Annotated in this window: 27 protein-coding genes; 8 read left to right on the forward strand and 19 right to left on the reverse strand. The window is 68.5% G+C overall.

Annotated elements, in window-relative coordinates; all coding sequences use genetic code 11:
• Positions 1-19: 19 nt before the first annotated feature.
• Entirely contained in the window at positions 20-1,036 is a 1,017-nt protein-coding gene (locus FBZ83_RS01135) for a patatin-like phospholipase family protein (RefSeq protein ID WP_145680702.1), read from the forward strand.
• 14 nt (positions 1,037-1,050) lie between these two features.
• Here the strand turns inward: FBZ83_RS01135 and FBZ83_RS01140 are convergent, their stop codons facing one another.
• On the reverse strand, positions 1,051-1,374 hold the full coding sequence (locus FBZ83_RS01140; RefSeq protein WP_145680703.1) for a hypothetical protein: 324 nt from the start codon (positions 1,372-1,374) through the stop codon (positions 1,051-1,053).
• A 180-nt stretch (positions 1,375-1,554) separates the two neighbouring features.
• On the opposite strand from FBZ83_RS01140, the gene FBZ83_RS01145 reads away from it, so the two are divergent.
• Complete coding sequence (locus FBZ83_RS01145; RefSeq protein ID WP_145680704.1) at positions 1,555-2,085, forward strand: GNAT family N-acetyltransferase; 531 nt, start codon at positions 1,555-1,557, stop codon at positions 2,083-2,085.
• 78 nt (positions 2,086-2,163) lie between these two features.
• Here the strand turns inward: FBZ83_RS01145 and FBZ83_RS01150 are convergent, their stop codons facing one another.
• Together FBZ83_RS01150 and FBZ83_RS01155 are read right to left on the reverse strand one after the other, a co-directional pair.
• Positions 2,164-2,343, reverse strand: a complete 180-nt coding sequence (locus FBZ83_RS01150) for a hypothetical protein (RefSeq protein WP_014198692.1) — start codon at positions 2,341-2,343, stop codon at positions 2,164-2,166.
• A 139-nt stretch (positions 2,344-2,482) separates the two neighbouring features.
• Positions 2,483-3,235 (reverse strand): porin, encoded by a 753-nt coding sequence (locus FBZ83_RS01155; protein ID WP_247888086.1) that lies wholly within the window; start codon positions 3,233-3,235, stop codon positions 2,483-2,485.
• Between the two features lie 278 nt (positions 3,236-3,513).
• Between FBZ83_RS01155 and FBZ83_RS01160 the strand changes: the two genes are divergently transcribed.
• Entirely contained in the window at positions 3,514-5,403 is a 1,890-nt protein-coding gene (locus FBZ83_RS01160) for a potassium/proton antiporter (RefSeq protein ID WP_145680706.1), read from the forward strand.
• Positions 5,404-5,431: 28 nt separating this feature from the next.
• On the opposite strand, the gene FBZ83_RS01165 is transcribed toward FBZ83_RS01160, so the two are convergent.
• Together FBZ83_RS01165 and rpoH are read right to left on the reverse strand one after the other, a co-directional pair.
• Positions 5,432-7,465, reverse strand: a complete 2,034-nt coding sequence (locus FBZ83_RS01165; protein ID WP_247888087.1) for a putative bifunctional diguanylate cyclase/phosphodiesterase — start codon at positions 7,463-7,465, stop codon at positions 5,432-5,434.
• A gap of 399 nt (positions 7,466-7,864) precedes the next feature.
• A complete protein-coding gene (gene rpoH / locus FBZ83_RS01170; protein WP_145680708.1) occupies positions 7,865-8,740 on the reverse strand; it encodes an RNA polymerase sigma factor RpoH in 876 nt (291 codons plus the stop codon).
• A gap of 252 nt (positions 8,741-8,992) precedes the next feature.
• Between rpoH and FBZ83_RS01175 the strand changes: the two genes are divergently transcribed.
• Both FBZ83_RS01175 and FBZ83_RS01180 read left to right on the forward strand, forming a co-directional pair.
• Entirely contained in the window at positions 8,993-9,367 is a 375-nt protein-coding gene (locus FBZ83_RS01175; protein ID WP_145680709.1) for a response regulator, read from the forward strand.
• A 115-nt stretch (positions 9,368-9,482) separates the two neighbouring features.
• Complete coding sequence (locus FBZ83_RS01180) at positions 9,483-10,493, forward strand: M23 family metallopeptidase (protein WP_145680710.1); 1,011 nt, start codon at positions 9,483-9,485, stop codon at positions 10,491-10,493.
• 14 nt (positions 10,494-10,507) lie between these two features.
• On the opposite strand, the gene FBZ83_RS01185 is transcribed toward FBZ83_RS01180, so the two are convergent.
• The 6 genes from FBZ83_RS01185 to FBZ83_RS01210 all read right to left on the reverse strand — a co-directional run bounded on the left by FBZ83_RS01185 (position 10,508) and on the right by FBZ83_RS01210 (position 14,549).
• Positions 10,508-10,960 carry a hypothetical protein gene (locus FBZ83_RS01185; protein ID WP_145680711.1) on the reverse strand — a complete coding sequence of 151 codons (453 nt, stop codon included), beginning with the start codon at positions 10,958-10,960 and terminating at the stop codon, positions 10,508-10,510.
• Positions 10,961-11,164: 204 nt separating this feature from the next.
• A complete protein-coding gene (locus FBZ83_RS01190; protein WP_145672163.1) occupies positions 11,165-11,653 on the reverse strand; it encodes a YajQ family cyclic di-GMP-binding protein in 489 nt (162 codons plus the stop codon).
• A 128-nt stretch (positions 11,654-11,781) separates the two neighbouring features.
• Entirely contained in the window at positions 11,782-12,318 is a 537-nt protein-coding gene (locus FBZ83_RS01195; RefSeq protein WP_137140886.1) for a hypothetical protein, read from the reverse strand.
• A gap of 22 nt (positions 12,319-12,340) precedes the next feature.
• Positions 12,341-12,976, reverse strand: coding sequence for a hypothetical protein (locus FBZ83_RS01200; RefSeq protein WP_014198682.1), 636 nt, complete (start codon positions 12,974-12,976; stop codon positions 12,341-12,343).
• Complete coding sequence (locus tag FBZ83_RS01205; protein ID WP_145680712.1) at positions 12,973-13,638, reverse strand: MotA/TolQ/ExbB proton channel family protein; 666 nt, start codon at positions 13,636-13,638, stop codon at positions 12,973-12,975. The genes FBZ83_RS01200 and FBZ83_RS01205 overlap by 4 nt, the downstream gene beginning before the upstream one ends.
• Before the next feature lie 500 nt (positions 13,639-14,138).
• On the reverse strand, positions 14,139-14,549 hold the full coding sequence (locus FBZ83_RS01210) for a bacteriohemerythrin (RefSeq protein WP_145680713.1): 411 nt from the start codon (positions 14,547-14,549) through the stop codon (positions 14,139-14,141).
• A gap of 204 nt (positions 14,550-14,753) precedes the next feature.
• On the opposite strand from FBZ83_RS01210, the gene FBZ83_RS01215 reads away from it, so the two are divergent.
• The gene (locus tag FBZ83_RS01215; RefSeq protein WP_145680714.1) at positions 14,754-15,047 is read left to right on the forward strand and encodes a DUF3072 domain-containing protein; all 294 of its coding nucleotides are present in this window, start codon (positions 14,754-14,756) and stop codon (positions 15,045-15,047) included.
• A gap of 36 nt (positions 15,048-15,083) precedes the next feature.
• Here the strand turns inward: FBZ83_RS01215 and FBZ83_RS01220 are convergent, their stop codons facing one another.
• From FBZ83_RS01220 to FBZ83_RS01250, 7 genes are all read right to left on the reverse strand, one after another.
• Positions 15,084-16,088: a peptide ABC transporter ATP-binding protein gene (locus tag FBZ83_RS01220; RefSeq protein WP_079284970.1), complete on the reverse strand. Its 1,005-nt coding sequence runs from the start codon at positions 16,086-16,088 to the stop codon at positions 15,084-15,086.
• Positions 16,088-17,077: an ABC transporter ATP-binding protein gene (locus tag FBZ83_RS01225; RefSeq protein WP_145680715.1), complete on the reverse strand. Its 990-nt coding sequence runs from the start codon at positions 17,075-17,077 to the stop codon at positions 16,088-16,090. The genes FBZ83_RS01220 and FBZ83_RS01225 overlap by 1 nt, the downstream gene beginning before the upstream one ends.
• Before the next feature lie 8 nt (positions 17,078-17,085).
• The gene (locus FBZ83_RS01230; RefSeq protein ID WP_059399254.1) at positions 17,086-18,012 is read right to left on the reverse strand and encodes an ABC transporter permease subunit; all 927 of its coding nucleotides are present in this window, start codon (positions 18,010-18,012) and stop codon (positions 17,086-17,088) included.
• A gap of 8 nt (positions 18,013-18,020) precedes the next feature.
• Positions 18,021-19,031: an ABC transporter permease subunit gene (locus FBZ83_RS01235; RefSeq protein WP_035679052.1), complete on the reverse strand. Its 1,011-nt coding sequence runs from the start codon at positions 19,029-19,031 to the stop codon at positions 18,021-18,023.
• A 133-nt stretch (positions 19,032-19,164) separates the two neighbouring features.
• Positions 19,165-20,766, reverse strand: a complete 1,602-nt coding sequence (locus tag FBZ83_RS01240; RefSeq protein ID WP_145680716.1) for an ABC transporter substrate-binding protein — start codon at positions 20,764-20,766, stop codon at positions 19,165-19,167.
• Between the two features lie 136 nt (positions 20,767-20,902).
• Positions 20,903-21,373 carry a GNAT family N-acetyltransferase gene (locus FBZ83_RS01245; RefSeq protein ID WP_145680717.1) on the reverse strand — a complete coding sequence of 157 codons (471 nt, stop codon included), beginning with the start codon at positions 21,371-21,373 and terminating at the stop codon, positions 20,903-20,905.
• A 30-nt stretch (positions 21,374-21,403) separates the two neighbouring features.
• Complete coding sequence (locus FBZ83_RS01250; protein ID WP_145680718.1) at positions 21,404-22,168, reverse strand: class I SAM-dependent methyltransferase; 765 nt, start codon at positions 22,166-22,168, stop codon at positions 21,404-21,406.
• A 112-nt stretch (positions 22,169-22,280) separates the two neighbouring features.
• Between FBZ83_RS01250 and FBZ83_RS01255 the strand changes: the two genes are divergently transcribed.
• Positions 22,281-23,078: a helix-turn-helix transcriptional regulator gene (locus FBZ83_RS01255; protein ID WP_145680719.1), complete on the forward strand. Its 798-nt coding sequence runs from the start codon at positions 22,281-22,283 to the stop codon at positions 23,076-23,078.
• Between the two features lie 29 nt (positions 23,079-23,107).
• Positions 23,108-24,049 carry a DMT family transporter gene (locus tag FBZ83_RS01260; protein ID WP_145680720.1) on the forward strand — a complete coding sequence of 314 codons (942 nt, stop codon included), beginning with the start codon at positions 23,108-23,110 and terminating at the stop codon, positions 24,047-24,049.
• Here FBZ83_RS01260 and hutU read toward each other — a convergent pair.
• Positions 24,027-25,715, reverse strand: coding sequence for a urocanate hydratase (hutU, locus tag FBZ83_RS01265; RefSeq protein ID WP_145680721.1), 1,689 nt, complete (start codon positions 25,713-25,715; stop codon positions 24,027-24,029). The two genes, FBZ83_RS01260 and hutU, sit on opposite strands and share 23 nt — an antisense overlap.
• Positions 25,716-25,745 lie beyond the last annotated feature (30 nt).

The following is a 25,745-nucleotide window of genomic DNA, read 5'->3' on the forward strand; positions in this document are numbered from 1 at the left end:
CCCGTGCAAAGGAGGCGCCATGGCGGCGGACGGCGGAAACGGACAGGGTCCCGGCAATCGCTACGGCCAGCACCATCACCGACCGCGCATCGGTCTGGCGCTGGGCGCCGGGGTGGCCCGCGGCTGGGCGCACATCGGCGTCCTGCGGGCGCTGGCGCGCTACGGGATCGAGGCGGACATCGTCTGCGGCAGTTCGGTGGGGGCGCTGGTCGGCGGTCTCCACCTCGCCGGCAAGCTCGACGCGCTGGAGGAGTGGACGCGCAGCCTGACCCGGATGAAGATCGTCGGCTATCTGGACCTGCGGCTGCGCCAGGGCGGCGGGCTGATCGGCGGTGACCGGCTGGTCGCCGAGATGCGTCACCATCTGGGCGACGTCCGGATCGAGGAGCTTCCCAACCCCTTCGCCGCCATCGCCACCGATCTGGTCACCGGGCACGAGGTGTGGATGCGCAACGGCCCGCTGGTGGACGCGTTGCGCGCCTCCTTCTCCCTGCCTGGGGTCTTTCCACCGGTGCGCTTCGAGGGGCGCTGGATGGTCGACGGCGCCCTGGTCAACCCGGTTCCGGTGTCGGCCTGCCGGGCCCTGGGCGCCCAGATGGTGATCGCCGTCAATCTGGCCGCCGACATCATCGGCAAATCGCGGCGCCCCGGCGCCGCCGTGCCGACCGCGGCGGGGTTCGATCTCCTGAAGCTGATCGACGAGGAGCAAGGGCCGGATGGCGAGTCCAAATCCCGCGCCGGCTTCCGCGTGCCCATCGGCGCGCTGAGCCGCCGCATCTTCCGGCGCGACTACGAGGGGCCGAGCCTGTTCGGCGTCATGGTCTCCTCGCTGGGCATCGTCACCGACCGCATCGCGCGGTCCCGTCTGGCGGGCGAGCCGCCGGACGTGCACATCACGCCGCGCCTCGGGCACATCGGCCTGTCGGAGTTCGACCGGGCGGACGACTGCATCCGCGAAGGCGAGGCGGCGGTCGAGCGCGTCCTCCCCGACCTTCAGGACGCGTTGAGGGTGTTCGGCTACGCGCCCCCGGTCTGAGCGGTGCCAAGCTATCAGGCGGTCAGGTCGACCGCGGCGCCGCGCCGGTCCTGCTCGCCGGTCAGTTGGCGCTTCAGTTCCTCGGCGATCTGCTTCTCGATGGCCGCCCGCTTTTCCGGCGGCATCTCCGCGAGGGACTGCTCGTCCAGCTTCATCCGGGCCAGCAACTGGTCGCGGATGCGCTGGGCCGGTGATTTCCGCGCCTCCTTGAGGAAGGCGTCGGCGGCGCTGACGCCGCCGCTCTCCTTCTCCGGTTCGGTCTTCTCGGTCTTCTCGGTCTTCACCGCGAACTTGGCGACGACGCGGGAGACCTCGGTTAAATAGCTGCCGATCTGCATGACGGTTTCTCGTGACCGATGGGTTGGAGATCCGACAAGCAAGTTTTGTGCAACCATAAATATGCTTGGCAATCAACCGCGTAAGTGGGATTCCTGATGGCCCCAATGTGCCGGTCGGCAAAATTGACCGGCCCATGATTTGCCGGCTTCCCCGCCCGGCCCCTTCCGCAGAGGCGATGAATGGACCCCATCACCACCGAGCGCCTGATCCTGAGACCCTTCCGGGACGGGGACGCGGCGGACCTGCTTGCCTACCTGCGCCATCCCCGGGCGAATTGTTTCCTCTCTCTCAAACTGGATGACCTCGACGCGGCGGCCGCGGAGGTGGACGCGCGCAGCCGCAGTGATGAACACGTCGCCGTGTGCCTGCGCAGCACCGGCCGGGTGATCGGCGACCTGTTCCAAATGCCCGAACCGCCGGACACCCATTCGGTCGGCTGGAACTTCAACGCGGAGTTCGCGGGAGCGGGATACGCCGCCGAGGCCGCGCGGGCCTTCTTCGATCAGCTGTTCGCCGCGAGGCAGGCGCGTCGTCTCTACGCCTATGTCGAGGACACCAACATCGCGTCGCAGCGCCTGTGCGAACGGCTCGGCATGAGGAAGGAGGGGCTGTTCGTGGAGTTCATCTCCTTCACGACGGACGGTGACGGGGTCCCGCTCTACGAGAACACCATGCAGTACGCCATCCTGCGGAAGGAATGGCGGGCCTGACAAAGCGAAAGCGCGCCGCACCGGATCGGTGCGACGCGCTTGTCGTCATCGGCAACGGACCCTGTCCGTTGCGTCCGGTCAGCGATCCAGGGCCGTGCCCAGGGCGGCGCCGCCCAGGCCACCGATGATCGCGCCACGCTTGCCGTCCACGGCGTAACCGCCCGCGGCGCCAGCCGTGCCACCCACCACGCCGCCGGTCGAACAGGCCGCGAGCGTCAACAGCGCAATGGCGGTCCCGATCAGGCGCAAACGAGACATGTCCAAACCCTCCTTGTGGTGCATCTCGCCCCTATAAACAGGCGAGAAGGCCATTTGCTTCCACGACACCGCGATTCCGTCGGGAAACCACCCTTGGATAAGGGCGAAAGAGGCATGTCGAGCCCATTCGGGCCAAGAATCAGAACAGAACGCGGGTCCCGACGCGCAGCATCGTGCTGTCCGACGGGTCACCGCCGTAGGTCATGGTGCCCAAATCGGCGGTGACGCTCACCTTCGGCGACATGCGGAAGCGCAGGCCTGTGGACCAGGCCTCCTGCGGAGCCTCGTTGCCGATCTGGCTGTGGGCCAGCCGCCCCATCACCGTCCAGCCGCGCAGCGGCGTGCCCTGCTCCAAATAGAGACCGGCGTTGAGCGTCCGCCGCGCCACGCCGTCGTCGGGCAGTTGCTCGCGATAGCCGGCACCGACCGTGACGCCGGGCAGCGTCACCTGACCACCGACCACCCAGGACCGGCGCGGCGTGCCGCGGTCCTTGGCGACGGCGGCCTTGCCCGCCCCCGCAGTGATCCGCAACCGGGCCTTGCCCAGCCGGCCGTCGTGCCGCACGACGCCCTCCACCACATGGCGGGCGAGCGGATCGGCCGCACCCAGCTCCGTCCGCACGGGTGTGTAGCCGAGACCGATGTTGAACCCATGCAGCCGCGGCGAATAATAGGTCGCCCGCGCGTCCGGCCCACCGAAGGCGCCGTCGTTCATGAAGACCGGGTCGGAGAACCATTGGTCGCGCACCGGCGTGGTCACCACCATCCGGCGCGACGCGCTCTCCGTCTGGCCGACCTCCAGGGCGCCCCAACCGCCAAGGTCGATGGCCTTCTTGTCGAACCGGATCGGCGTCGTGCCGCCGCCCGCCGCCGTGCGGTCCAGATCCGGCAAGGCCCCCGCCATCGCCGCGGCGGAAGAGGACAGAACAAGGATCAGGGCTGCGAGGGGTGGTGTCGGAATACGCCGTGTACGAAACATGAAATGCCCCCTCGCCCGTTGCATTAACCCGGAAGGATTGTAGCCCGCCGCAATGCTGCATTGCGGGAGACATTTCTGTATTATTTTAGGAACATTGGGAAATTTTGGCCGCTGCGTTGCACTCGTGCCCAAGAATTGCCAAAATCGGATGACCGCAAAGGCGGCATCATCCCCATTCCGGCGCGAGGACTATGGAGACGGCGAGCACCATCATCCTGATCGGATCGTCGCTGCTGATCGTCAGCATCCTGACCAGCTATCTGGCGCTGCGGATCGGCACGCCGCTGCTGCTGATCTTCCTGGGCGTCGGGCTGTTCGCCGGCGTCGACGGCGTCGGGGGCATCAGCTTCAACGACGCGGACAGCGCCTTTCTGATCGGCTCCATCGCGCTCGCCGTGATCCTTTTCGAAAGCGGCCTGGACACCAAGCTGTCGAGCTACCGCGCCGCCGCCTGGCCGGCGCTCAGCCTCGCCACCTTCGGGGTCGCCATCACCTCCGGGGTCATCGGCGTCGCCGCGCATGTTCTGCTGGGCCTGCCCTGGATCGAATCCTTCCTGGTCGGCGCGGCGGTCAGCTCCACGGACGCGGCGGCGGTGTTCTTCCTGCTGCGGGTCGGCGGCATCACCATCCGCGACCGCGTGCGCTCGACGCTGGAGATCGAGTCCGGCAGCAACGACCCGACGGCCATCCTGCTGACCGCGATGCTGGTGGAGGCGGCGCTGCACGGCTGGGGGACGCCGCTGGAACTGGCCGGCTTCCTGGTCAAGCAGATCGCCGGCGGAGCGGTCCTCGGCGTGCTGGGCGGGGCCGGGCTGGCCGCCTTCATCAACAAGGCCCGCCTCGACCCCGGCCTGAACCCGGTGGTCACCTTGGCCTTCGCCCTGTTCCTGTTCGCCGGCACGAACGAGCTGGGGGGCAGCGGCTTCCTCGCCGTCTACGCCGCCGGCCTCGTCGCCGGCAACGTGAAGCTGCGCGGGGCGCTGGGCCTGCGCCAGTTCCACTCGGGCCTGACCTGGCTCAGCCAGATCGTCATGTTCGTCATGCTGGGCCTGTTCGCCACCCCGCACGATTTCGGGGCGATCGCCCTGCCCGCCCTGGCGCTGGCTGTCCTGCTGATCCTGCTGGCGCGGCCGCTGGCGGTGTGGCTGTGCCTGCTGCCTTTCCGCTTCTCGGCCAACGAGAAGACCTTCATGGCCTGGGTCGGGCTGCGCGGCGCCGTCTCGATGCTGCTGGCGCTGGTGCCGATCCTGGGCGAGCTGCCGGGTGGTCAGGTGATCTTCAACACCGCCTTCCTGGTGGTGATCGTGTCGCTGGCCGTTCAGGGCTGGACCATCGGCCCGATGGCGCGCTGGCTGAAGCTGATTGTGCCGCCGCGGCGCGGCCCGGTCGAGCGGTTCGAGCTGGAGCTGCCCGGCGGGGCCGACCAGGAGATGGTCGCCTACACCGTTCACCCCAAGAGCCCCGCCGCCCGCGGTCAGCGCACGCCGCGTTTCGCCCGCCCGTCCCTGGTGATCCGCGACGGCCGCGTGGTGCCGCTGCACAAGGCGCGGACGCTCCAGGCCGGGGACATGGTCTATCTGTTCACCCCGCCCAGCCAACTGCCGCTGATCGACAAGCTGTTCGCCGAAAGCCGGCCGCTGGACCAGGACGACCGCGCCTTCTACGGCGATCTGGCGCTGAATCCCGACGCGACGGTGGAGCAGATCGCCGAGATGTACGGCCTGCCCCTGTCGCTGGCCAACGCCCAGCGCTCGCTGCGCGACCTGCTGCGCAACGAGTTCGGCGGCGCCTGCGAGTTGGGCGACCGGATGCGGATGGGCGGTGTCGAGCTGATCGTCCGCGACATGCAGGACGGGCAGATCACCTCGGTCGGCTTGGCACTGGAGCCGTCGGCGATGGACAAGCCCCGCGTGCCGCTGTTCCAGGGGCCTGAACGGCTCTGGCAGACGATCCTATCCTGGTGGTCGAAACGCTCCTTCCGCCGCTGGCAGCGCCGGGAAACCCGCCGCGAGCGCCTGCCCGCCCGCGCGATCGAGGCGCCCACCTTGGCCGGAAAAGAACCGGAACGGCTGGAGGGGTGATCCCCATCCAGCCTCTTCCGCCGGCTGGTCAGGCCATCGCGGGCTGTTGGGCGCGGATCATCGCCGCGAAGGCGTCGGGGGCGACGGGGCGGCCGAACAGGTAGCCCTGGAGCAGGTCGCAGCCCACCGACACCAGGAAGTCGCGCTGCTCCTCGGTCTCGACCCCTTCGGCGACGGTGACGAGGCCGAGGCCGTGCGCCATGCCGACCGCGGCGCGGACCAGCGCCCCGTTTTTCAGGTTGTCGGGGATGTCTTCCATGAAGGCGCGGTCGATTTTCAGCTTCGACACCGGAAGCTGCTGCACGTAGCTGAGCGACGAATAGCCCGAACCGAAATCGTCGATGGCCACCTGGACATCGATGGCCTCCAGTTCCGTCAGGGTCTGCACGGCGGCCTTCAGGTCGCGCACGGCCGCCTGCTCGGTGATCTCCAGCCCCAGGCAGCCGCGCAACTCCGGATGGCGGCCCAGCAGTTCCTCCAGACGGGCGCTGAGGTTGCCACGCAGGAACTGCGGCCCGGAAACGTTGATGAAGATCTGCTTGGGCAGGGTGCCGGCCTTCTCCCAAACGGCCATCTGCGCGACCACGGCGGTCAGCACCCAGTCGGTGATGGGGACGATCAGGCCGCTTTCCTCGGCGACCGGGATGAACTCGCCCGGGGAGACCGGCCCCAGCGTGTGCTGGTTCCAGCGCAGCAGCGCCTCCGCCCCGACGATCCGGCCGGAGCGGGCCTCGACGATCGGCTGGTAGGCCATGTGCAGCTCGTTCCGCTCGATGGCGTGGGCGAGATGCATGGTCAGGAACATGCGCCGGGTCGCCGCCGCGGCCATCTCCGGCGTGTAGAAGCAGACGGCGTTGCCGCCGTTGTGCTGGGCCGCCTGGAGCGCCAGCTTGGCCTTGGCGTTCAGCTCCTCCAGCGTGCGGATGTCGGCGTCCTGGACCGCGGCGCCGATCGACAGCCGCAGCCGCACCCAATGGCGGTCGGCGTAGATGGAGGCGGTCAGCCGGTCGTGCAGCAGATCGGCCAGGGTCTCCGCCTGCTCGGCGCTCTCAACGCGGGACAGGGCGGCGAACTCGTCGGCGGCGATGCGGCAGACGTAGGTCTGCTGCGGCAGCACCTCGGTCACCCGGCTGACCATCGCCTTCAGCGCCGCGTCGCCGACGTGGAAGCCGAACGCCTCGTTGATGTCGCTGAACTGGTCGACGTCGAGCGCGTAGAGCGCGAACAGGCCCCCTTCCTGGCCGGGGAACGGCGCGGACAGCACGGCCTCGCATTCCTCCAGAAAGGCGGTGCGGGTCAGAACGCCGGTGAGCGGGTCGTGCCGGGCGAGATAGGTCGCTTTCTGCTCCGCCGCCAGCCGTTCGGAGATATCGCGGATGATGCCGACGAACACGACCTCGCGCGCCAACTGGGCCTGCCCGACGCTGAGATGGATCGGGAACACCGCGCCGTCCTTGCGCCGTCCCAGCGCGTCGCGCCCGATGCCGATGATCTTGGCGCGCTCCGTCTCCAGATAGCTGCCGATGTACTTGTCGTGGTCGCGGGAGAAGGGCGGCGGCATCAGGACGGAGACGTTCCGCCCGATCAGCTCCTCCTCGTCATAGCCGAACAGCGTGCGGCAGGACCGGTTGACGGTGCGGATGATGCCGTGGCGGTCGGCCACCACCACCCCGTCCACCGCCGCGTCGAGCAGCGTGGTCACGAAGGGGTCGCGGCGCAGGACGAAATCGGCGATGCGGGCCGGGTCCGTCACATCCTGGAACAGCCCGAGAAAGCCATGGCCCCCGTCGCCGGTGCGGTGGGGAAGGACACAGCCGGTCAGCACGCCGCGACCGCCGTCCGCGCGCTCGACCTCGCAATCCACCGGAGCGGCCTCCCCGGTCTGGCCGGAGCGGTCCAGCGCCTGGACGACGGCGCGCGCCAGCGGATGGTCGAATTCGGCCAGGGTCCGCCCGGTCAAGGCAGCGGGCGCCGTCCGCAAGACGGCCGCGAAGCTTGGGTTGGCGAACAGGCAGCGCCCGTCGGCGTCGGCGTAAACCAGCGCGAAGGAAGCTTGATTCATAAGGCTTTCGGCCAGCGACGCCAGGAACGCCGACGTGGTCGGCATTGCCGGTGCGGACGGGCCGTCAGGCCCCTGATGCTCTGCCGGAGACACGTTGGACAAAACCGTACCCGCTCACCAAGGCGCCCGCGAACATCGAGACGTGGCCCGATACCCAGGGGTGCACAGAAACCGAGTTGTCATTATGACGGCTTGTGGACCGATTTCCAACAAATTGCGGCGAAATCACAACATCTGCTGCATCCAGGGCTCCCCGTACCACAACTTCAGGCAGGAGAACGGCGCGCCGCCTCACCCGGAGGAATGGCACCAAGGGCTGGCGCCAACCCTCCAGGAGATACGCCTTTCGATATACACCAGGGCAGAGCGCGAGGCAACGCGCCTCCCTTCAAGTCCCCCTCAAGCCGCTGCGGCGAGTTCCCGCACCCGCTGGGACAGCTTCTGGAAGGCGCGCTCCTCGATCTGGCGGATGCGTTCGCGGCTGACGTCGTAGACGGCGGCCAGATCCTCCAGAGTCTTCGGCGAAGGGCTGAGGCGGCGGGCGGTCAGGATGTCGCGCTCGCGGTCCTTCAACACCTCCATCGCGTCGCGCAGCAGGGCGCTGCGGTGCATCGCCTCGTCGCGCTCAAGCAGGCTGTCCTCGGCGTTCGGGCGCTCGTCGGGCAGGAAGTCCTGCATCTCCGCGGTTCCCTCCCCGGCGGAGAGCGGTGCGTTCAGCGAGGCGACCGGCTGGACGAAGCGTCGGTTCACCGCCACCACGTCGCTTTCCGGAACGTCGAGTTCCTGGGCGATGCGGGACACGCTCTCCGGCTTCAGGTCACCGTTGCCGAACTCGCCCAGCTTGCGCTTCAAGCGGGACAGGCCGAAGAAGAGCTTCTTCTGGGCGCCGGTCGTGCCCAGCTTCACGAGGCTCCAGGAGCGCAGGATGTAATCCTGGATCGACGCCTTGATCCACCACATCGCGTAGGTGGACAGGCGGAAGCCGCGGTCCGGCTCGAACTTGCGGACGGCCGTCATCAGACCGATGTTGCCCTCGCCGACCAGATCGGTCATCGGCAGGCCGTAGCCGCGGAAGCCGGTGGCGATCTTGACGACCAGACGCAGATGGCTGGTCACCAGCTTGCGGGCCGCCTCCATGTCGCCATGCTGGCGCCACGCGGTGGCCAACACATACTCCTCCTCCGCGCCCAGGACGGGGAAGCGGTGGACCTGCTCGATGTAGCGGGACAGCGACTCACCGGGAAACGGGGTGGTCAGTGCCAATGCGGTGCTCATGTCACATCCTCTTGAAAGCGATATGACCCAATCGACCGATCCCCGTGATGGGCGACCGGCACCTTCTTCGTGAAGGCGCCCCCAGTTTACGCGCACGGAACGCCAAGTCAACGCCGTGCGATCGCGGGTGCGGGGTGCCCTGACGGGGATGCATGGCCGTCCCCGCTCATAAACGGGACGTAAACCACCCCCGCCTTATTCAGATCGGAAAATCGCAAACCCGAACAATCGTCCAAGAGAGGGCAGGCTCCGATGGCAGACATCCTTGTCGTCGATGACGACCCGGTATCCCTCAGCATCGTCAGCAAAATCCTGGAAAAGGAAGGCAACAGCGTGACCGGCTGCACCGACGCGCGGGCGGCCATCGAATCGTTGACCTTCCATGAGTTCGACCTGCTGGTCACCGACCTCATCATGCCGGAGCATGACGGGTTCGAGGTCATCCAGGCGGCCAGAAGCCTTCGTCCGGACCTGCGGATCATCGTCCTGTCCGGAATCGACGAGCGGGTGCCGCCGGAGCTGACCATGCAGGCCCTGACCAAGCTGGGCGTCGCCCGGATGGTCCGCAAGCCGATCAAGCCGGCGGTCCTCGCTTCGGAGGTGCTCGCGGTTCTGATCGCCGGCTGACGGGCTTTTACCAGGGGACAATGGCTGGGCGGCGTATGGCTTCCTTGCGGTTGCGTCGGAACGGGGCTTCCCTCACCCTGCCCTCTCCGCCCGCCCTCCTCCCTGGGAAGCCCGCATGATCCGCACCGCGCTCGCCACCGCTGTCTCCGCAAGCCTCCTCGCGGGTGCCCTGTCCGTCGCCGGCCCCGCCGCGGCGGAGGCGCCGGCTTTCGCGCTGCCGCTCGCCTGCCAGGTCGGGGAGACCTGTTTCGTCCAGAACTACGTCGACGAGGACGCCGGCCCCGGCTGGCGCGACCACGCCTGCGGGCGGCTGAGCTACGACGCCCACGACGGAACCGACTTCCGTCTGCCCGACTACACGGCCATGGACAAGGGCGTCGCCGTGCTCGCCGCCGCCGCCGGCACCGTCCTGCGGGTGCGCGACGGCATGGAGGACGTGAACGTCAATGTCATCGGCCGCGACACGGTGATGAAGGTCGGGGGCGGCAACGCCGTCATCATCGATCATGGCGACGGCTGGCAGACCGCCTACCTGCACATGAAGCGCGGCAGCGTCGCGGTCACCCCCGGCCAGCGGGTGGAGGCCGGGCAACGGCTGGGCCAGGTCGGGCTGTCGGGACTGACCGAATTCCCCCACCTGCATTTCGGCGTGCGCCACAACGGCGCGGTCGTCGACCCCTTCGTCGGACAGCAGCCCTTCACCGCCTGCGGCCAGGCCATGGCGCCGTTGTGGAACGCCGCCACGGCCAAGGCCTTGGCCTACCGCCCGACCGCCGGCCTCGGCGCCGGCTTCGCCACCAGACGCGTCCCGGAGGCCGAGCCGGCCCGCCACGGCGAATTCGCCGGCGAGACGCTGACCCGGGATTCCCCCATGCTGGTTCTGTGGTCCGACATCATGGGCGTCCGCGACGGCGACACCCAGAGGATCCGCATCCTCGACGGCGACGGACGGCCCCTGTTCGACAACAGCAAGGGCATCACCGGCGACAAGGCCGTCTGGTTCTCCTACCAGGGGCTGAAGCGCCCGGCGGCGGGATGGCCGAAGGGACCCTACCAGGGCATCGTGACCCTGGCCCGTGACGGTAAGACGGTGGTCACACTGGAGCGCCGGCTGGAGGTTCGCTGACTCTCGCCCCCCCATCAGCGGGCCGACCCCGCCTTCATCGTGTCGGGAGCGCTCTGCGTCAGCAGCGTGGTCAGCCAGCGGAAGTTCGGGGCGTTTTCGGCCTGGAGCGCGCTCTGCACCACCTGCATCGCCTCCTCCGCGTTGGGCGCCGGCATGTCGGGTGTCTGTCCTTCGGCCTGACCGGCGGACGCCGTGCCGGCATCGCTCTGCGCGAAGACGCTGACGGCGCCGACGCCGAGCCGATGGGCGATCGCCGAGCTTCCCGTCACCGGACCCGCCGTGGAGGACGCCATCGGGCCCGCCGCGCCATCCTCGCCGCCGACGCCGTTCAGCTGCTCCAGCATCGCGGCGAACTGGCCGGCGAGTTCCCCCGCCTGCCGGGGCGCACCCGTGCCTTTGCGCTCCAGAAGCTCTTCAGCCCGGATGCGCATCAACTGGGAAGCGTCGGCGTTGGCCGGTATCGACATGGCGCGTGGACCCTGCGGCGTTCGGCTACCGGATCAGGGCAAGCAAGGGACGGGCCATCGTCGGACGATGCGGAAGGCCGGGTGGCGGGGCCCTCTCGCCACCCGCGCACCCGGCAAAAATTTCCGCCCCACCCGGCAAGAATGACCCGCCGCCCGGCAAGAACGGCCCCGTGGAGCCCTTGCCGCCGGTCAGTCGCGGAAGTTTCAGTCGCGGAAGTTCAGGTACTGCAGGGGCTGCTCGATCTTCAGCCCGCGCACCAGCGCGATGGCGTCCTGGAGGTCGTCGCGCTTCTTGCCGGTGACGCGCAACTCGTCGCCCTGGATGGAGACCTGGACCTTCATCTTGGCGTCCTTGATCGCCTTGACGATGGTCTTGCCGAGGTCCTGGGCGATGCCCTGCTTGACGGTGACGACCTGGCGCAGCGCGTCGCCCGCCGCCCGCTCCGGCGGCTTGGAATAGTCCAGGGCACCGGCGTCCAGCTTCCGCCGGGTGACGTAGACCCGCAGCAGTTCCTGCATCTGCTCCAGCTTGGGGCCATCGTCGGCCAGCAGGGTGATGTCGTTCTCGGTGCGCTCCACGGTGCAGCGCGAGCCCTTGAAGTCGAAACGGGTCTCGATCTCGCGGCGCATGCCGTTCAGCGCGTTGTCGATTTCGTGGATGTCGGTCTTGGACACGATGTCGAAGGACGGCATGGGACTCTCTTTGCTCAAGCGGGGTGATTCGCGGAACCGTAGACGAGGCCGCACCCCGCCTTCAAGGGGCCTTCACGGAGGCTGTGACGGAAAGCCGCCGGAAGGCCCCGCCAACCGACCACCGGTTGTCAGGTCGGCTGGCCGGGATGCTGGAACTCGATTCCCGGATTGCCGCCCGGTCCGCCGTTGCCGGGCGCGTTCTCATAGGGCTTGTCCGGCATCTTCGGCTGCGGCTGCGCGTAGAAGCGCGGTTCCCGGTCGTCCCAGGACCGCTCGAAGGGCAGGCGCATCATCGGGTTGGTGCCGTTGCGCTGGGCCTCGCGCTGGGCCTCCTGCAACTGCTCCGCCATGCGGCGGTCCCAGGGCAGGCGGTAGAGGTTGGGCGCCTGCTCCCAGAGCAGGGTGAGGTAGATCGCTTCGTTCTCCACCAGCGTGGCGCTCAGCACCTTGGCCTCGCGCACATTGGCCCCCATCCATTCCAGCGTGACCGGCTTCGCCCGGCCCAGCAGCGTCGCCGGCGCCGCGTAGGCGGCCGGCAGCAGCAGGGCGAACAGCAGCAGGATCACCACGCGGGCCATCGGGCTGCGCGTCCAGCGCAAAGCCGACAGCACGAGCAGCAGGGTGACGACGGCGACGAAGCCGAAGATGACGGTCAGGCTTTCCATGGCGCACTCCCGGTCCGGCGGGTCAATTCTTGGCCGAGCGCAGCGGCTTGAACACGGCGTTCAGGGACCCCGGCACCAGTTCGCCCCGCTCCGTCAGGGTGAAGCGGAAGGCGGTGATCTCCTGCCCCTCGTGGTCCAGCCGGACGCGCGTGGCGGCGATGGTGGCGGCCCCCGATTCATGCTCCGCCTTGACGCGGGCGACCACCCGGACCCAGATGGGAAAGACGTTCTCCAGATTGCGGAACATGTGCACGTTGACGGTGTATTCCCCCGGAGGAATGCCGCGGGAGTAGGAGGTCTCGAAATTGATCTCCGTGGGATCGGCGTAGGCCCCCAGATCGTCGCGCAGCAGGTTGAAGATCAGCCCCGACTTGTTCGAATAGCCGACCGGCACGTCGCCCGGCGCCTGCACCCACAGATCAACGTCGCTGCGCAGCTTGTCGTCCCAGCGTGCCTCGATGATGACGTTTCCCGGCGGCTCCATGCCCGCGGCTGCGGACGAGGAGGACTCGTTCTGCTGGTTGGCCTCGGTCTTCTTGGCCTCATTGATGAATGGGACCGCCAGAACCGCGCAGGCCACGAAGCCGCAGAGCAGCAGCGTCAGCAAGTCCCGCGCGACGAGCACACCGGTTTGGTCCTCGCCCAGGAAATCGTTCATGATGTGGCCTCACCGCCGAGCGCGCCGTAGGGGGCCGCCTGCGGCGCGGCGAAGTCCGGTGTCCCGGACCGCGACCCGGCTTGCGGAGCGATGCGCGAGCGGGCGTGGGCCTCGTCCATGATCAGCGCGCACAGCGACGCCGTCGCCCCGCGCAGGAGCTGCAGGTTGCAGGTCGTCCACAGGCACAGGGCGCCGCCCAGCATCGTGGCGTAGATCGCCACGCCCAGACCGCTGGCCAGCGTGGTCACCATGGCGCCGGCCGAGGCGGCGTTGCCCACCATGTCGGGCGTGATGTTCGCGGCGAACAGGCTGAAGCCCCAGGCCGTGCCGATCAGGCCGAGCATGCCCAGCGCGTTGGCGATGTGCTGAAGGTGCGAGATGCGGGAGAACAGGCGGATTTCCAGGGCGCGTTCGCTCTCGACCTTCATCAGCCGCCCGCCGCCGAGCTTGGCCTTGTCCAGCTCGCCGCCGATCTTCCACACCCGGTAGGCCGACATCACCAAGCCGACGACGAAGACGATCCCGATGATCGCGGTCGCCACGGCGATGTGCCCGGTCAGCACCCGGTCCAGCCACCCCTGCGCATAGAGAACGAAGACGAACGCCGAAATCGTCAAATTGAAGGCGACAAATTTCGCCTTGAGGAGCCACTGTTCTTCCATGGTTTTGACCCTGTGACGGTTGCGTGTGTCTCCGGATCGTCATGGTCAGGCGGCAATGGCGCGTAACGGCGGCGCCGCGGAAAGCCGGGCGGCGATGGCGGGATCAGGAGAGCGGAGGGCAATTCGGGACGGCGTGCGCTGGCGGTCCCGGCGCTGTCGGTCCGGGCGCGGGTGGCGGGACGGCTCCGTGTCGGCCATCGGTTCATCGGCGCACCTTCGCCGGAATTGCGCGACGACGGAGCCTTTCAGGAGTCATCCGTCACGTCATGAACCCCGGCCCCGGCCAAGAGTTCCCGACGCCCGGCGACGGCCGGGCCGGGGCAACGCGCGATGCGGGTTGATAAAACCCCGCTGTCGGACAGAACAAGGCAGCGCTCCGCGACATCCCGTGCCGTTGACCGGCGACGACGATCGCGTCGGGAGTCAGAGGTTTAGCGGATCGACCGCCCCGATCCTGGGAGGACGCGCACGGCCATGGCCGTCCTTCGAGAAATGGCCCTTTACCCCACGCCATTTTCCTTCAGGAAGGGGCCGTACTTCTTGTCGGTACCCTGGATGTGCTTGATCAGCCAGTTCTTCAGGAAGTTCATCACCTCCATGCTCAGCGTGGCGGTGGCGCCGGCGTGATACTTGCGCTGCACCTCCAGAACCTGATTGGACAGCGCGTCGTGCTCCGCCTTGTGGGCGTCGCGGTCCGGATAGCCGAGGCGGGCGAAATGCTCCTCCTCGTGGGTGAAGTGCGACTTGGTGTAGGCGACGAGGCTGTCGAGGATGCCGCCCAGCGCCTCCTTGCTGCGCCCCGCCTGGACGGCGTCGAACAGCTCGTTGACCAGGGCGACCAGTTGCTTGTGCTCCTCGTCAAACTGCGCGATTCCGACGCTCAGCTTCTCGTTCCACACCATCAGCGGCATTTCGTTCCGTCCCCTCGCGCTGGGCCCCTCATGACCGGCCGGGAAAACCCCAGCCCGCGGAAGGGTAACGCCTTCTGGATGAGGCTTCAACGACGCTTCAACCACCGGCACCGGTCGCCGGCACTGGTCAACCCCACCCATCTTCGGGAACCAATCCCCTGGGCGGGCTGTTCGACAACCGTTTCCAGCAAAAAGGAACATTTCATGAACGAGAAGCGCAGCAACGACCATGAGCGTCGCCCGCAGTCCCATCGTGAAGGCGCGCCGACTCCGGAGAGCAACCCGAAGACCGCGCCCGTTGGGGATGCCGATCACTCGAACCGAGAGAAGGACCCCGACGACTGGACCACGGGCGACGAGCCGATGACCGGCGCGCAAGCCTCCTACTTGAAGACGCTCAGCGAGGAGGCCGGCGAAGGCTTCGACGGGGACCTGACGAAGGCCGAAGCCTCCAAGCGCATCGACGCCCTGCAGGACAAGACCGGCCGCGGCGCCTGACGGGCGACGCCGCGGCCCCCTGGGCCTCAGCGGACCTCAGGCCATCTCTTCCGCGAAGTGGCAGGCGACCAGCCGTTCGTCCACGGGGCGCAGCGCCGGCACCTCGGTCGCGCAGCGCTCCGTGGCGTGGGGACAGCGCTTGTGGAACGGGCAGCCCGGCGGCGGGTTCAGCGGCGAGGGCAGTTCGCCCTTGGGGATCACCCGCTCCGCCCGCAGCGCCGGGTTCACCCGCGGCGTGGCGGCCATCAGGATGCGCGTGTAGGGGTGGCGCGGGCGGGAGTAGACCACGTCCTTCGGCCCGTGCTCCACCGGCCGGCCCAGATACATCACCATGACCGCGTCGGCGATGTGCCGGACCACGCTGAGGTCGTGGGAGATGAACAGGTAGGCGAGGTTCAGCTCCTCCTGCAGATCCATCATCAGGTTGAGCACCTGCGCCTGGATCGACACGTCGAGCGCCGACACCGGCTCGTCCGCCACGACCACCCGCGGATTCAGCATCAGCGCGCGCGCGATGGCGATGCGCTGGCGCTGGCCACCGGAGAACATGTGCGGGTAGCGGTCCACCTGATCGGGGCGCAGCCCGACCTTCGCCATCATGGCGACAGCCCGCTCCCGCCGCTCCTGCTTGCCCATCGGGGTGTTGATGACCAGCGGCTCCGACAGGATCGAGCCCACGGTTTTGCGCGGGTTCAGCGATCCGTAGGGGTTCTGGAAGACCATCTGGACGGTGCGCCGCAGCTCCTTCATCTCCGAGGCGGTGCGCCCGACCACGTCGCGCCCGTCGTAGAGGAGCTGTCCCGAGGACGGCGGCTCGATCATCGTGACGGAGCGCGCCAGCGTCGACTTGCCGCAGCCGGACTCGCCGACCACCGCCAGCGTCTTCCCGGCTTCGAGCTGGAAGGACACGCCGTCCAGCGCCTTGACGGTGGCCGCCGGCTTGAAGGCGCCACGCTTCACCGCGTAGTGCTTGCGCAGGTGGATGGCTTCCAGAACCACCGGGCCGGTGGCCGGCATGACGTCGGTGAGGATGTCAGTCATCACAGAACCTCCCCGGCGCCGACCGGAGCGTCGGCGAGCGGATAGAAGCAGCGCGCCTTGCCGGCATCCACGTCGAACAGGGCCGGCCGCTCGATGCGGCAGCGGTCGTTGGCGAAGCGGCAGCGCGGGTTGAACAGGCAGCCCTGCGGCCGGTCGCCGATGCCCGGCACCACGCCGGGAATCGTCGGCAGCCGGCGCTTGCCCAGCGCCCGCTCCGGCAGCGCGTCGAGCAATGCGCCGGTGTAGGGGTGGCGCGGCGCCTTGAACAGAGCGTCCACCGGGCGCGTCTCGGCGACTTGCCCGGCGTACATGACGACCACCCGCTGCGCCGTCTCCGCCACCACGCCCATGTCGTGGGTGATCAGGATCAGCGCCATGCCCCGCTCCTTCTGGAGGCGGACCAGCAGGTCGAGGATCTGCTTCTGGATGGTCACGTCCAGCGCCGTCGTCGGCTCGTCCGCGACCAGCAGGCGCGGGTTGCAGGCGATGGCGATGGCGATCATCACGCGCTGGTTCATGCCGCCGGAGAGCTGGTGCGGAAAGGCCGACAGGCGGCTTTCCGGGGCCGGGATGCCGACCTGCTCCAGCAGTTCGATGGCGCGGTTGCGCAGCGCCTTGCCGGACAGCCCCTCATGCACCTTCAGCGTCTCCATGATCTGGAAACCGACGGTGAAGCAGGGGTTCAGGCTGGTCATCGGCTCCTGGAAGACCATGGCCACGTCCTTGCCGGTGATCTTCCGGCGCTGCGACGGGCTCATCGCCAGCAGGTCCTTGCCGCCGAAGTGCATGCGGTCGGCGACCACCGTGCCGTTGGAGCCGAGCAGGCCCATCACGGCGAGCGAGGTCACGGACTTGCCGGACCCGGACTCGCCGACGATGCCCACCACCTCGCCCTCGTCGACGGTGAGGTCGATCCCGTCCACGGCGCGGAAGGTCCCGGCGCGCGTGGTGAACTCGACGGACAGGTTCTTGATGTCGAGAAGAGGCATGGCAGGCATCAGCGTTTCAGCTTGGGGTCGAGCGCGTCGCGCAGCCCGTCGCCCAGCAGGTTGAAGGCCAGCACCGTCACCAGGATGGCCACGCCGGGCCAGGTGACGACCCAGGGGGCGCGCTGGAGGAACTGGAGGGAGGAAGCCAGCATGGTGCCCCACTCCGGAGTCGGCGGCTGCGCGCCAAGGCCGAGGAAGCCCAGCGCCGCGGCGTCGAGGATCGCCGTGGAGAAGCCGAGCGTCGCCTGGACGATCAGCGGCGCCACGCAATTCGGCAGGATCACCACCAGCATCAGCCGCAGCGGCCCGGCCCCCGCCACGCGGGAGGCGACGACGTAGTCCTTGTTCGTCTCCGCCATCACAGCGGCGCGGGTCAGGCGGGCGTAGTGCGGGATGACCACGATGGACACGGCCAGCATGGCGTTGACCAGCCCCGGCCCGAGGATCGCCGCCACCACCACGGCCAGCAGCAGGCTGGGCAGCGACAGCAGAATGTCCATGAGGCGCATGACCAGCGCGTCGGTGACGCCGCCGAAGAATCCGGCGATCATGCCCAGCGCCAACCCGACCGCCAGCGACAGCGTGACGACGATCAGGCCGATCATCATCGACAGCCGCGCCCCGAAGATCAGCCGCGACAGCATGTCGCGCCCGATGTCGTCGGTGCCGAGAAGGAAGGCCCAGCGCCCGCCCTCCTGCCAGACCGGCGGCACCAGGATGGCGTCGCGGTACTGGATGTTGGGGTCGTGCGGCGCCACCAACTCGGCGAACAGCGCCACCACGGCGATCAGCAGGATCACGGCGAGGCCGGCCATGGCCCCCTTGTTCTGCCGGAAATGGTACCAGAACTCGACCAGCGGGTGCGGCGGCTGGGAAACCGGCGGAGAAGCGGCCGGAAGAGTCTCCGGAACGCCCGTCGTCGTAGGAGTCGTCATGGCTCACCTCACCGCGAATGGCGGATGCGGGGGTTCAGGACGCCGTACAGAACGTCCACCAGCAGGTTCACGGTCATCACCGTCGTCGCGATCAGCAGCACCCCGCCCTGGAGCGCCGGATAGTCGCGACGGTTGATGCTCTCGATCAGCCACTTGCCTACGCCGGGCCAGGAGAAGATGGTTTCGGTCAGGATCGCGCCGCCCAGCAGCGTGCCCACCTGGAGGCCGATCACGGTGACCACGGGGATCAGCGCGTTGCGCAGGGCGTGCATGCCGATCACCCGCTTGCCCGCCAGCCCTTTGGCCTTCGCGGTGCGGATGTAGTCCTCGCCCAGCACCTCCAGCATGGCGGAGCGCGTCATGCGTGCCACGACGGCCAGCGGAACGGTGCCGAGAACGATCATCGGCAGGATCAGATGGTGCAGCGCCGACCAGAAGGCGCCGTATTCGCCGGCCATCAGCGTGTCGATCAGCATGAAGCCGGTCACCGGCTCCACGTAATAGAGCAGGTCGAGCCGCCCGGACACCGGCGTCCAGCCCAGCCCCACCGAGAAGAACAGGATCAGCAGCAGGCCCCACCAGAAAATCGGCATGGAATAGCCGGTCAGGCTGATGCCCATCACGCCATGGTCGAAGATCGAGCCGCGCCGCACCGCCGCGATGATTCCCGCGGGCAGGCCGACCACGGTGGCGAACAGCATGGCCAGCGCCGCCAGTTCCAGCGTAGCCGGGAACAGCGTCACGAATTCGCTGAACACCGAATTGCGCGTCACCAGCGACACGCCGAGGTCACCCTGGAGGACGCCGCCGATGTAGTCGAGGAACTGGTGCCACAGCGGGCGGTCCAGCCCCAGCTCGTGCCGCAGTTCGAGAAGCCGTTCGGGGGGGATTCCGCGCTCACCGACGCGCACCTCGATGGGGTCGCCGGGGACAAGGCGGATCAACAGGAAGGTCAGGAAGGTGACGCCGAGAAAGGTCGGAATCACCAGGCTCACCCGAGTCAGGATGAAGCGTAGCATCGGATCGTCACCGGGGGCTCGAAACGAAAGCAAGGGGGCCGCGGCCCCCTTTTTTTACCTCTGCATCCGCAAAGGGAAGCCGGGGGTTTAATGCCCCGGCCACCGCTTTGTAAAGCCGCTTGCTACGCTGAGTTTATTGTTTCAAATCGACGCCGTAGAAGCGATGGATGCCGAACGGGTCCATCTTGTAATCGACCACATTCTTGCTCAGCGCCATGTGCACGACCGAGTGCGCGACGGTCAGCCACGGGGCCTCTTCCTTGAAGATGACCTGCGCCTGCTCGTACAGCTTGGTGCGGGCGGCGATGTCGGTGGTGCGCTTGGCCTGAACGACGAGGTCGTCGAACTCCTTGTAGCACCACTTGGCGATGTTCGACCCGCCCGGACGCGCGGCCTCGCAGCCGAGCAGCACGTGCAGGAAGTTGTCGGGGTCGCCGTTGTCGCCGGTCCAGCCCAGCATGCCCATCTGGTGCTCGCCGGCCTGGAGGCGCTTGCGGTACTCGCCCCACTCGTACTGCACGACCTTGGCCTTGATGCCGACCTTGGCGAGGTCTGCCTGCATCATCTCGGCCATGCGCTTGGCGTTGGGGTTGTAGGGGCGCTGCACCGGCATGGCCCACAGGTCGGTCTCGAAGCCGTCCGGGAAGCCGGCCTCGGCCAGCAGCTTCTTCGCGCGTTCCGGATCGTACGGGTAGTCCTCAATCTCCTTGTTGTACGACCACATGGTCGGCGGGATCGGGTTCTTCGCCGGGACGCCGGCGCCCTGGTACACCGCGTCGACCACGGCCTTCTTGTCGATGGCCATGTTCAGCGCGCGGCGGACGCGCACATCGTCGAAGGGCTTCTTGGTGACGTTGAAGGCGAGATAGCCGACGTTCAGGCCTTCCTGCTCCATCAGGGTGATGGCGCTGTCCTTCTTCATCGCCTCCAGATCGGCCGGGTTCGGGTACGGCACGATGTGGCACTCGCCGGCCTTCAGCTTGGCGTAGCGGACGGCGGCGTCCGGCGTGATGGCGAAGACGAGGTTGTCGAGTTGCGCCTTGCCGCCCCAGTACGGCTCGAACGCCTTGTAGCGGATGACCGCGTCCTTCTGATAGGCGACGAACTGGAAGGGACCCGTGCCGATCGGCGCCTGATCGATCTTGTCGATCTGGTTCTTCTTCTGCAGGGTCTCGGCGTACTCGGCGGACTGGATGGGCGCGAAGGGCATCGCCAGATTGGCGATGAAGGGCGCCTCAACCTTGTTCAGCGTGAACTTGACCGTGTAGTCGTCGACCTTCTCGATCGACTTCAGCAGGTCGGGCATCGCCATGTCGTTGAAGTAGTCATAGGCGCCGCCGGACACCTTGTGGAAGGGGTGATCCTTCTTCCACTGACGGTTGAACGACCACAGAACGTCGTCCGCGTTGGCGTCGCGCGTCGGCTTGAAGTCGTTGTTGCTGTGCCACTTCACGCCCTTGCGCAGGTGGAACGTGTAGGTCAGCCCGTCCTCCGACACCTCCCACTTCTCGGCGAGGCCGGGGACCACCTTGGTGCCGCCGTACTCGAACTGCACGAGGTTGTTGTACACGGGCAGCGAGACGTCGAAGCTCGTTCCGGTCGTGTTGACCATCGGGTTGAAGTTTTCGGGGCTGCCCTCGGAGCAATAGACGAGGGTCTTGGCGGCCTGGGCCGGCGCAGCGAGCGCCAAGGTGGCGGCAACGCCAAGCCCGGCACCCAGCAGGATGCGCTTCATTCCTAACAACCTCCCGTGTTCGGTCGAATGGCCGCCCGTTCTTTTCGGCGGCCGGTGATGCGGGTTCATTTGGCGCGTGGCCGAATCGTCTGTCAACACGCAACCAAGCGGCATCACGCAAGCTCCACGGCAGGCGTCAGGCCAAGCGGAATTTCAATCGCGGCCCGATCTCCGTGAAGCCCTCGCGCTGGTAGAATCGCAGAGAATCCGGCCATTCCGCGGCGGACGGCGCCCCCACCTCGACCCGCGACCAGCGATGGCGGCGGCCATGGTCAAGAACGGCCCGGATCAGCACCCGCCCCACCCCGGCGGAGCGCGACTCCGGTGTCACGTACAATTCCCGGATCGTCCCGAACCGGCCCAGGGCGGAGATACAGGCCCCTTCCGACAGGGTCGCGACGCCGAGCGGGCGCCCCGCCGCGTCCTCGGCCAGGAACACCGTGTAGGACTCGCCGGCGGCGTCCAACAGGGATTCGGCGACGGCCAGCATGACGGCGCGCGGCGTGTCGTTCTGCCCGGCAGACAGTTCCGACAGCAGCGCCGCGACGAGGCCGGTGACCACGCCCGCGTCGGCAAGACCAGCCTTTCGCACACGAACGTCATCCATCACCGGCCTCCCCCATCCTTTTTCTTGTGGTCAGCAAGCCTCCGCTTCGATGGTCAGGCTGTCCAGGAGAAAGCTGCCGTCCTCCAGGATGTCGAAGTGACAGCGCACCTCGTCGGAGGCGAGGTCCTGGAGGGCGCGGATGGCCTGGGCGCGCAGGTCGGGGGTGGAGGTGCGGGCGGTCCAGACGGCGAACTCCATGCGCAGGCGGCGCGGTGTCAGGCCGGTCACCGCGAAGCCGGCGCGCGACAGGGCGGCCATCCATTCCGCGGCGCTGTAGTTGCGGACGTGCGAGGTGTCGCGCAGCAGTTCCACGGCCTGGAGATGGGTGTCCAGCAGCGGATGCCCCGGCGACACGATGTCCACGAAGACCGCCCGCCCGCCGGGGGCCAGCACCCGCCGCGCCTCGCGCAGGCCGGCCTCGGCGTTCAGCCAGTGATGGGCGCTGAAGCGGCTCAGCACCACGTCGAAATGGCCGTCCGCGAAGGGCAGACGCTCGGCGGGGGCCTGGGTGGTGGTGATGTTGGTCAGGCCGCGCTCCGCCGCGGTGCGGGCCACCGCCTCCAGCATCGGGGCGGTGACGTCCACCGCCACCACCTCGGCGGCGTGGGGGGCGGCGCGGTAGGCGACATGGCCGCCGCCGCAGCCGAGATCCAGCACGCGGCCGGCGTTCCTCCCGCGCAGCGTATCCTCGATCTGGTCCAGGTCCGCGCCCGAGGCGTGGACGGCGCTGGTCACATAGGCGTCGGCGCGCTGGCCGTATTGCGCGGCGACGACGCCGTGGTGGCTGTTGGTCATGGTGGCGATTCCGTTTGTGCTTGTTGGGGCGTGTCCGTTGTGATGACCCAGCATCAGGCTTCCGGCAAACTGGTACAAGGCAAGCGCTTATCCTGGTATAAGCGCTGCCACCATGAGCTCCGACGACGACACGCGGCACCGGCTGGGCGCCTTCCTGCGCGCCCACCGGGAGCGGCTGACCCCGGCCGAGGCCGGCATCCCGCAGACCGGTTCCGCCCGCCGCCGCACGCCCGGCCTGCGGCGGGAGGAGGCCGCTCAGCTCTGCGGCCTCAGCCCGACTTGGTACACCTGGCTGGAACAGGGGCGCGAGGTCTCCGTCTCACCGCAGGCGCTGGCGCGCATCGCCGGGGCGCTGCGGCTGACCGCGGCGGAGCGCGCCTATCTGTTCGAGCTGTCGCGCAAACGCGACCCCGACGCCGACGCGACGGACGGATCGGACCAGCCGCCGGCTCCGCTGCTCGCGGCGCTGGAGTCGATGACGGCGCCGGCCTATCTGCTCGACCGCGTCTGGAACGCCCGCGGCTGGAACGCTCCCGCGGCGCATCTCTTCTCCGGCTGGCTGGGCGGGGCGGAGCGCAACCTGCTGCGCTACGTCTTCCTCGATCCCACCGCACGGGTTTTCATCGCGGACTGGGAGGACCGCGCCCGCCGGCTGCTCGCCGAGTTCCGCGCCGACACCGCCCGCCGCGCCGGAGATGCGGAGGTGACCGCCCTGGTCGATGGCCTGCGCGCGGCCTCGCCCCGCTTCGCCCGGCTGTGGGAGGACCAGGGCGTGCTGGAGCGGGAGGGCGGCACCCGCGGCTTCACCCATCCCCAGGACGGGACGCTGGTCTACGAACAAGTGACGTTGTGCCCCGCCGGACGATCCGACTACAAGCTGGTGATGCTGCTGGGGCCGCAGGCTCCGTAAGACGCCCACCGACACGCTCCGGACGCCCCATGGACCGCCAGCCGCGCAACGCCGTCTTCATAGCCTACAGCCTCTATCTGCTCTCCTCGGCCTTCTTCGCCTCCAACGTGGTGATCGGGCGGGCCGCGGCGGCCATCGTGCCGCCGGTCGGGCTGGCCTTCTGGCGCTGGGTGCTGGCCTTCCTGATGATCCTGCCGCTGGCCCTGCCCGGCCTGATCCAGCACCGCCACGTCCTGCGCGCCTCGTGGAAGCGCTTTCTTCTGCTGGGCGCGCTGGCCCAGGGCGTGTGCGGCGCCGTCGTCTACATGGGGCTGGAGCGCACCAGCGCCACCAACGCCGCCCTCATCTACGCCACCAGCCCGGTCATCATCCTGATGATCGCCGCCCTGTGGCTGCGCGAGAAGGTGACGCCGCGGCAGGCCGCGGGAATCGCCGTCGCGATGGCCGGCGTGCTGGTGATCCTGACCCGCGGCGACGCGCAGGCGCTGCTCCATCTGTCCTTCAACGCCGGCGACCTGCTGATCCTGGTGGGGTCGGCGACCTGGGCGGTCTACACGGTGCTGCTGCGCCAGACCCGCAGTTCGCTGCCGGTGGTGACGGTGTTCGCGGCGAACGCGCTGGCCGGTGTCGTCGTGCTCGCCCCCTTCTACGCGTGGGAGACGCTGGCCCTGCGCCCCGTCCCGCTGAGCCTGGACGCCGCCATCCGCATCGCCGGGGTGGCGCTGTTCGCCTCGGTCCTGGCCTTCCTGACCTATCAGAAGACGATCAACCTGATGGGGCCGGCGCGGGCCGGCACCTCGCTCTACGTCATGCCGCTGTGGGCGGCGGTGGCGGCCTGGGCGCTCCTGGGGGAGCAGCTCCAGATGTTCCACCTGCTCGGCGTCCTGCTGGTTCTGCCGGGGGTGGCGCTGGCGACCCTGCCGCCGCGCGCCGCCCCCGCAAAATCCATCAGCCGATCATCGGAAGCGTGAGCCCCTTCTCCTTCGCGCAGTCCTTCGCGATGTCGTAGCCGGCGTCGGCATGGCGCATCACGCCGGTGCCCGGATCGTTGGTCAGCACCCGCTCCAGCCGCTTGGCCGCGGCGTCCGTCCCGTCGGCGACGATGACCATGCCGGAATGCTGGCTGAAGCCCATGCCGACGCCGCCGCCATGGTGCAGCGATACCCAGGTCGCCCCCGAGGCGCAGTTCAGCAGCGCGTTCAGCAGGGGCCAGTCGGACACCGCGTCCGAGCCGTCGATCATCCCCTCCGTCTCGCGGTTCGGGCTGGCAACGGAGCCACTGTCCAGATGGTCGCGCCCGATGACGATGGGGGCCTTCAGCTCGCCCTTCGCCACCATCTCGTTGAAGGCGAGGCCGAGCCGTGCCCGGTCGCCCAACCCCACCCAGCAGATGCGCGCCGGCAGGCCCTGGAAGCGGATGCGCTCGCGCGCCATGTCGAGCCAGTTGTGCAGGTGCGGGTTGTCGGGGATCAGCTCCTTCACCTTGGCGTCGGTGCGGTAGATGTCCTCCGGATCGCCGGACAAGGCGGCCCAGCGGAAGGGGCCGATGCCGCGGCAGAACAGCGGCCGGATGTAGGCGGGCACGAAGCCGGGGAAGGCGAAGGCGTCGGCCACCCCCTCGTCCTTGGCGACCTGCCGGATGTTGTTGCCGTAGTCCAGCGTCGGCACGCCCATGGCGTGGAAGTCCAGCATGGCGCGGACATGGACCGCCATCGACGCCTTGGCCGCCGCGACCACCGCCGCCGGGTCGCTGCGGCGCTTCGTCTCGGCCTCCTCCATCGTCCAGCCGGCGGGCAGGTAGCCGTTCAGCGGGTCGTGGGCGCTGGTCTGGTCGGTGACCGCGTCGGGGCGGAAGCGCGGGTCGGTCTTGGCGCGGCGCACCAGCTCCGGGAACACCTCCGCCGCGTTGCCGAGCAGACCGACCGACACCGCCGTGCCCGCGGCCTGGGCCTCCCACAGGATCGCCATGGCCTCGTCGAGGCTGGTGGCGGAGCGGTCGAGATACTTGGTCTCCAGCCGACGCTCGATGCTGCGGGCGGAGCATTCCACGGCCAGCATGGACGCCCCGGCCATGGTCGCGGCCAGCGGCTGCGCGCCGCCCATGCCGCCCAGACCGCCGGTCAGGATCCAGCGACCCTTCAGGTCGCCGCCGTAATGCCGCCGCCCAACCTCGACGAAGGTCTCGTAAGTGCCCTGCACGATGCCCTGGCTGCCGATGTAGATCCAGGACCCGGCGGTCATCTGGCCGTACATCATCAGGCCCTTGGCGTCCAGCTCCCGAAAATGGTCCCAGGTCGCCCAGTGCGGCACGAGGTTGGAGTTGGCGATCAGCACGCGCGGCGCGTCGGCGTGGGTGCGGAAGACGCCGACCGGCTTGCCGGACTGGACCAGCAGCGTCTCGTCCTCGTTCAGGGTCTTCAGCGACGCCACGATGGCGTCGAAGCAGTCCCAGTTCCGCGCCGCCCGCCCGATGCCGCCATAGACCACCAGCTCGTCCGGGTTCTCCGCGACGTCGGGGTCGAGGTTGTTCATCAGCATGCGCAGCGGCGCTTCGGTCAGCCAGGACTTGGCGGACAGCTCCGTCCCGTGCGGTGCCCGGATGACGCGGCGGTTGGCCGGCGGCTTGGTGTCGGACATGTGACTCGTCCCTCTCGAATTTTGCTTGAT

This window comes from Azospirillum brasilense, from assembly GCF_007827815.1.
Lineage (GTDB): Bacteria > Pseudomonadota > Alphaproteobacteria > Azospirillales > Azospirillaceae > Azospirillum > Azospirillum brasilense_C.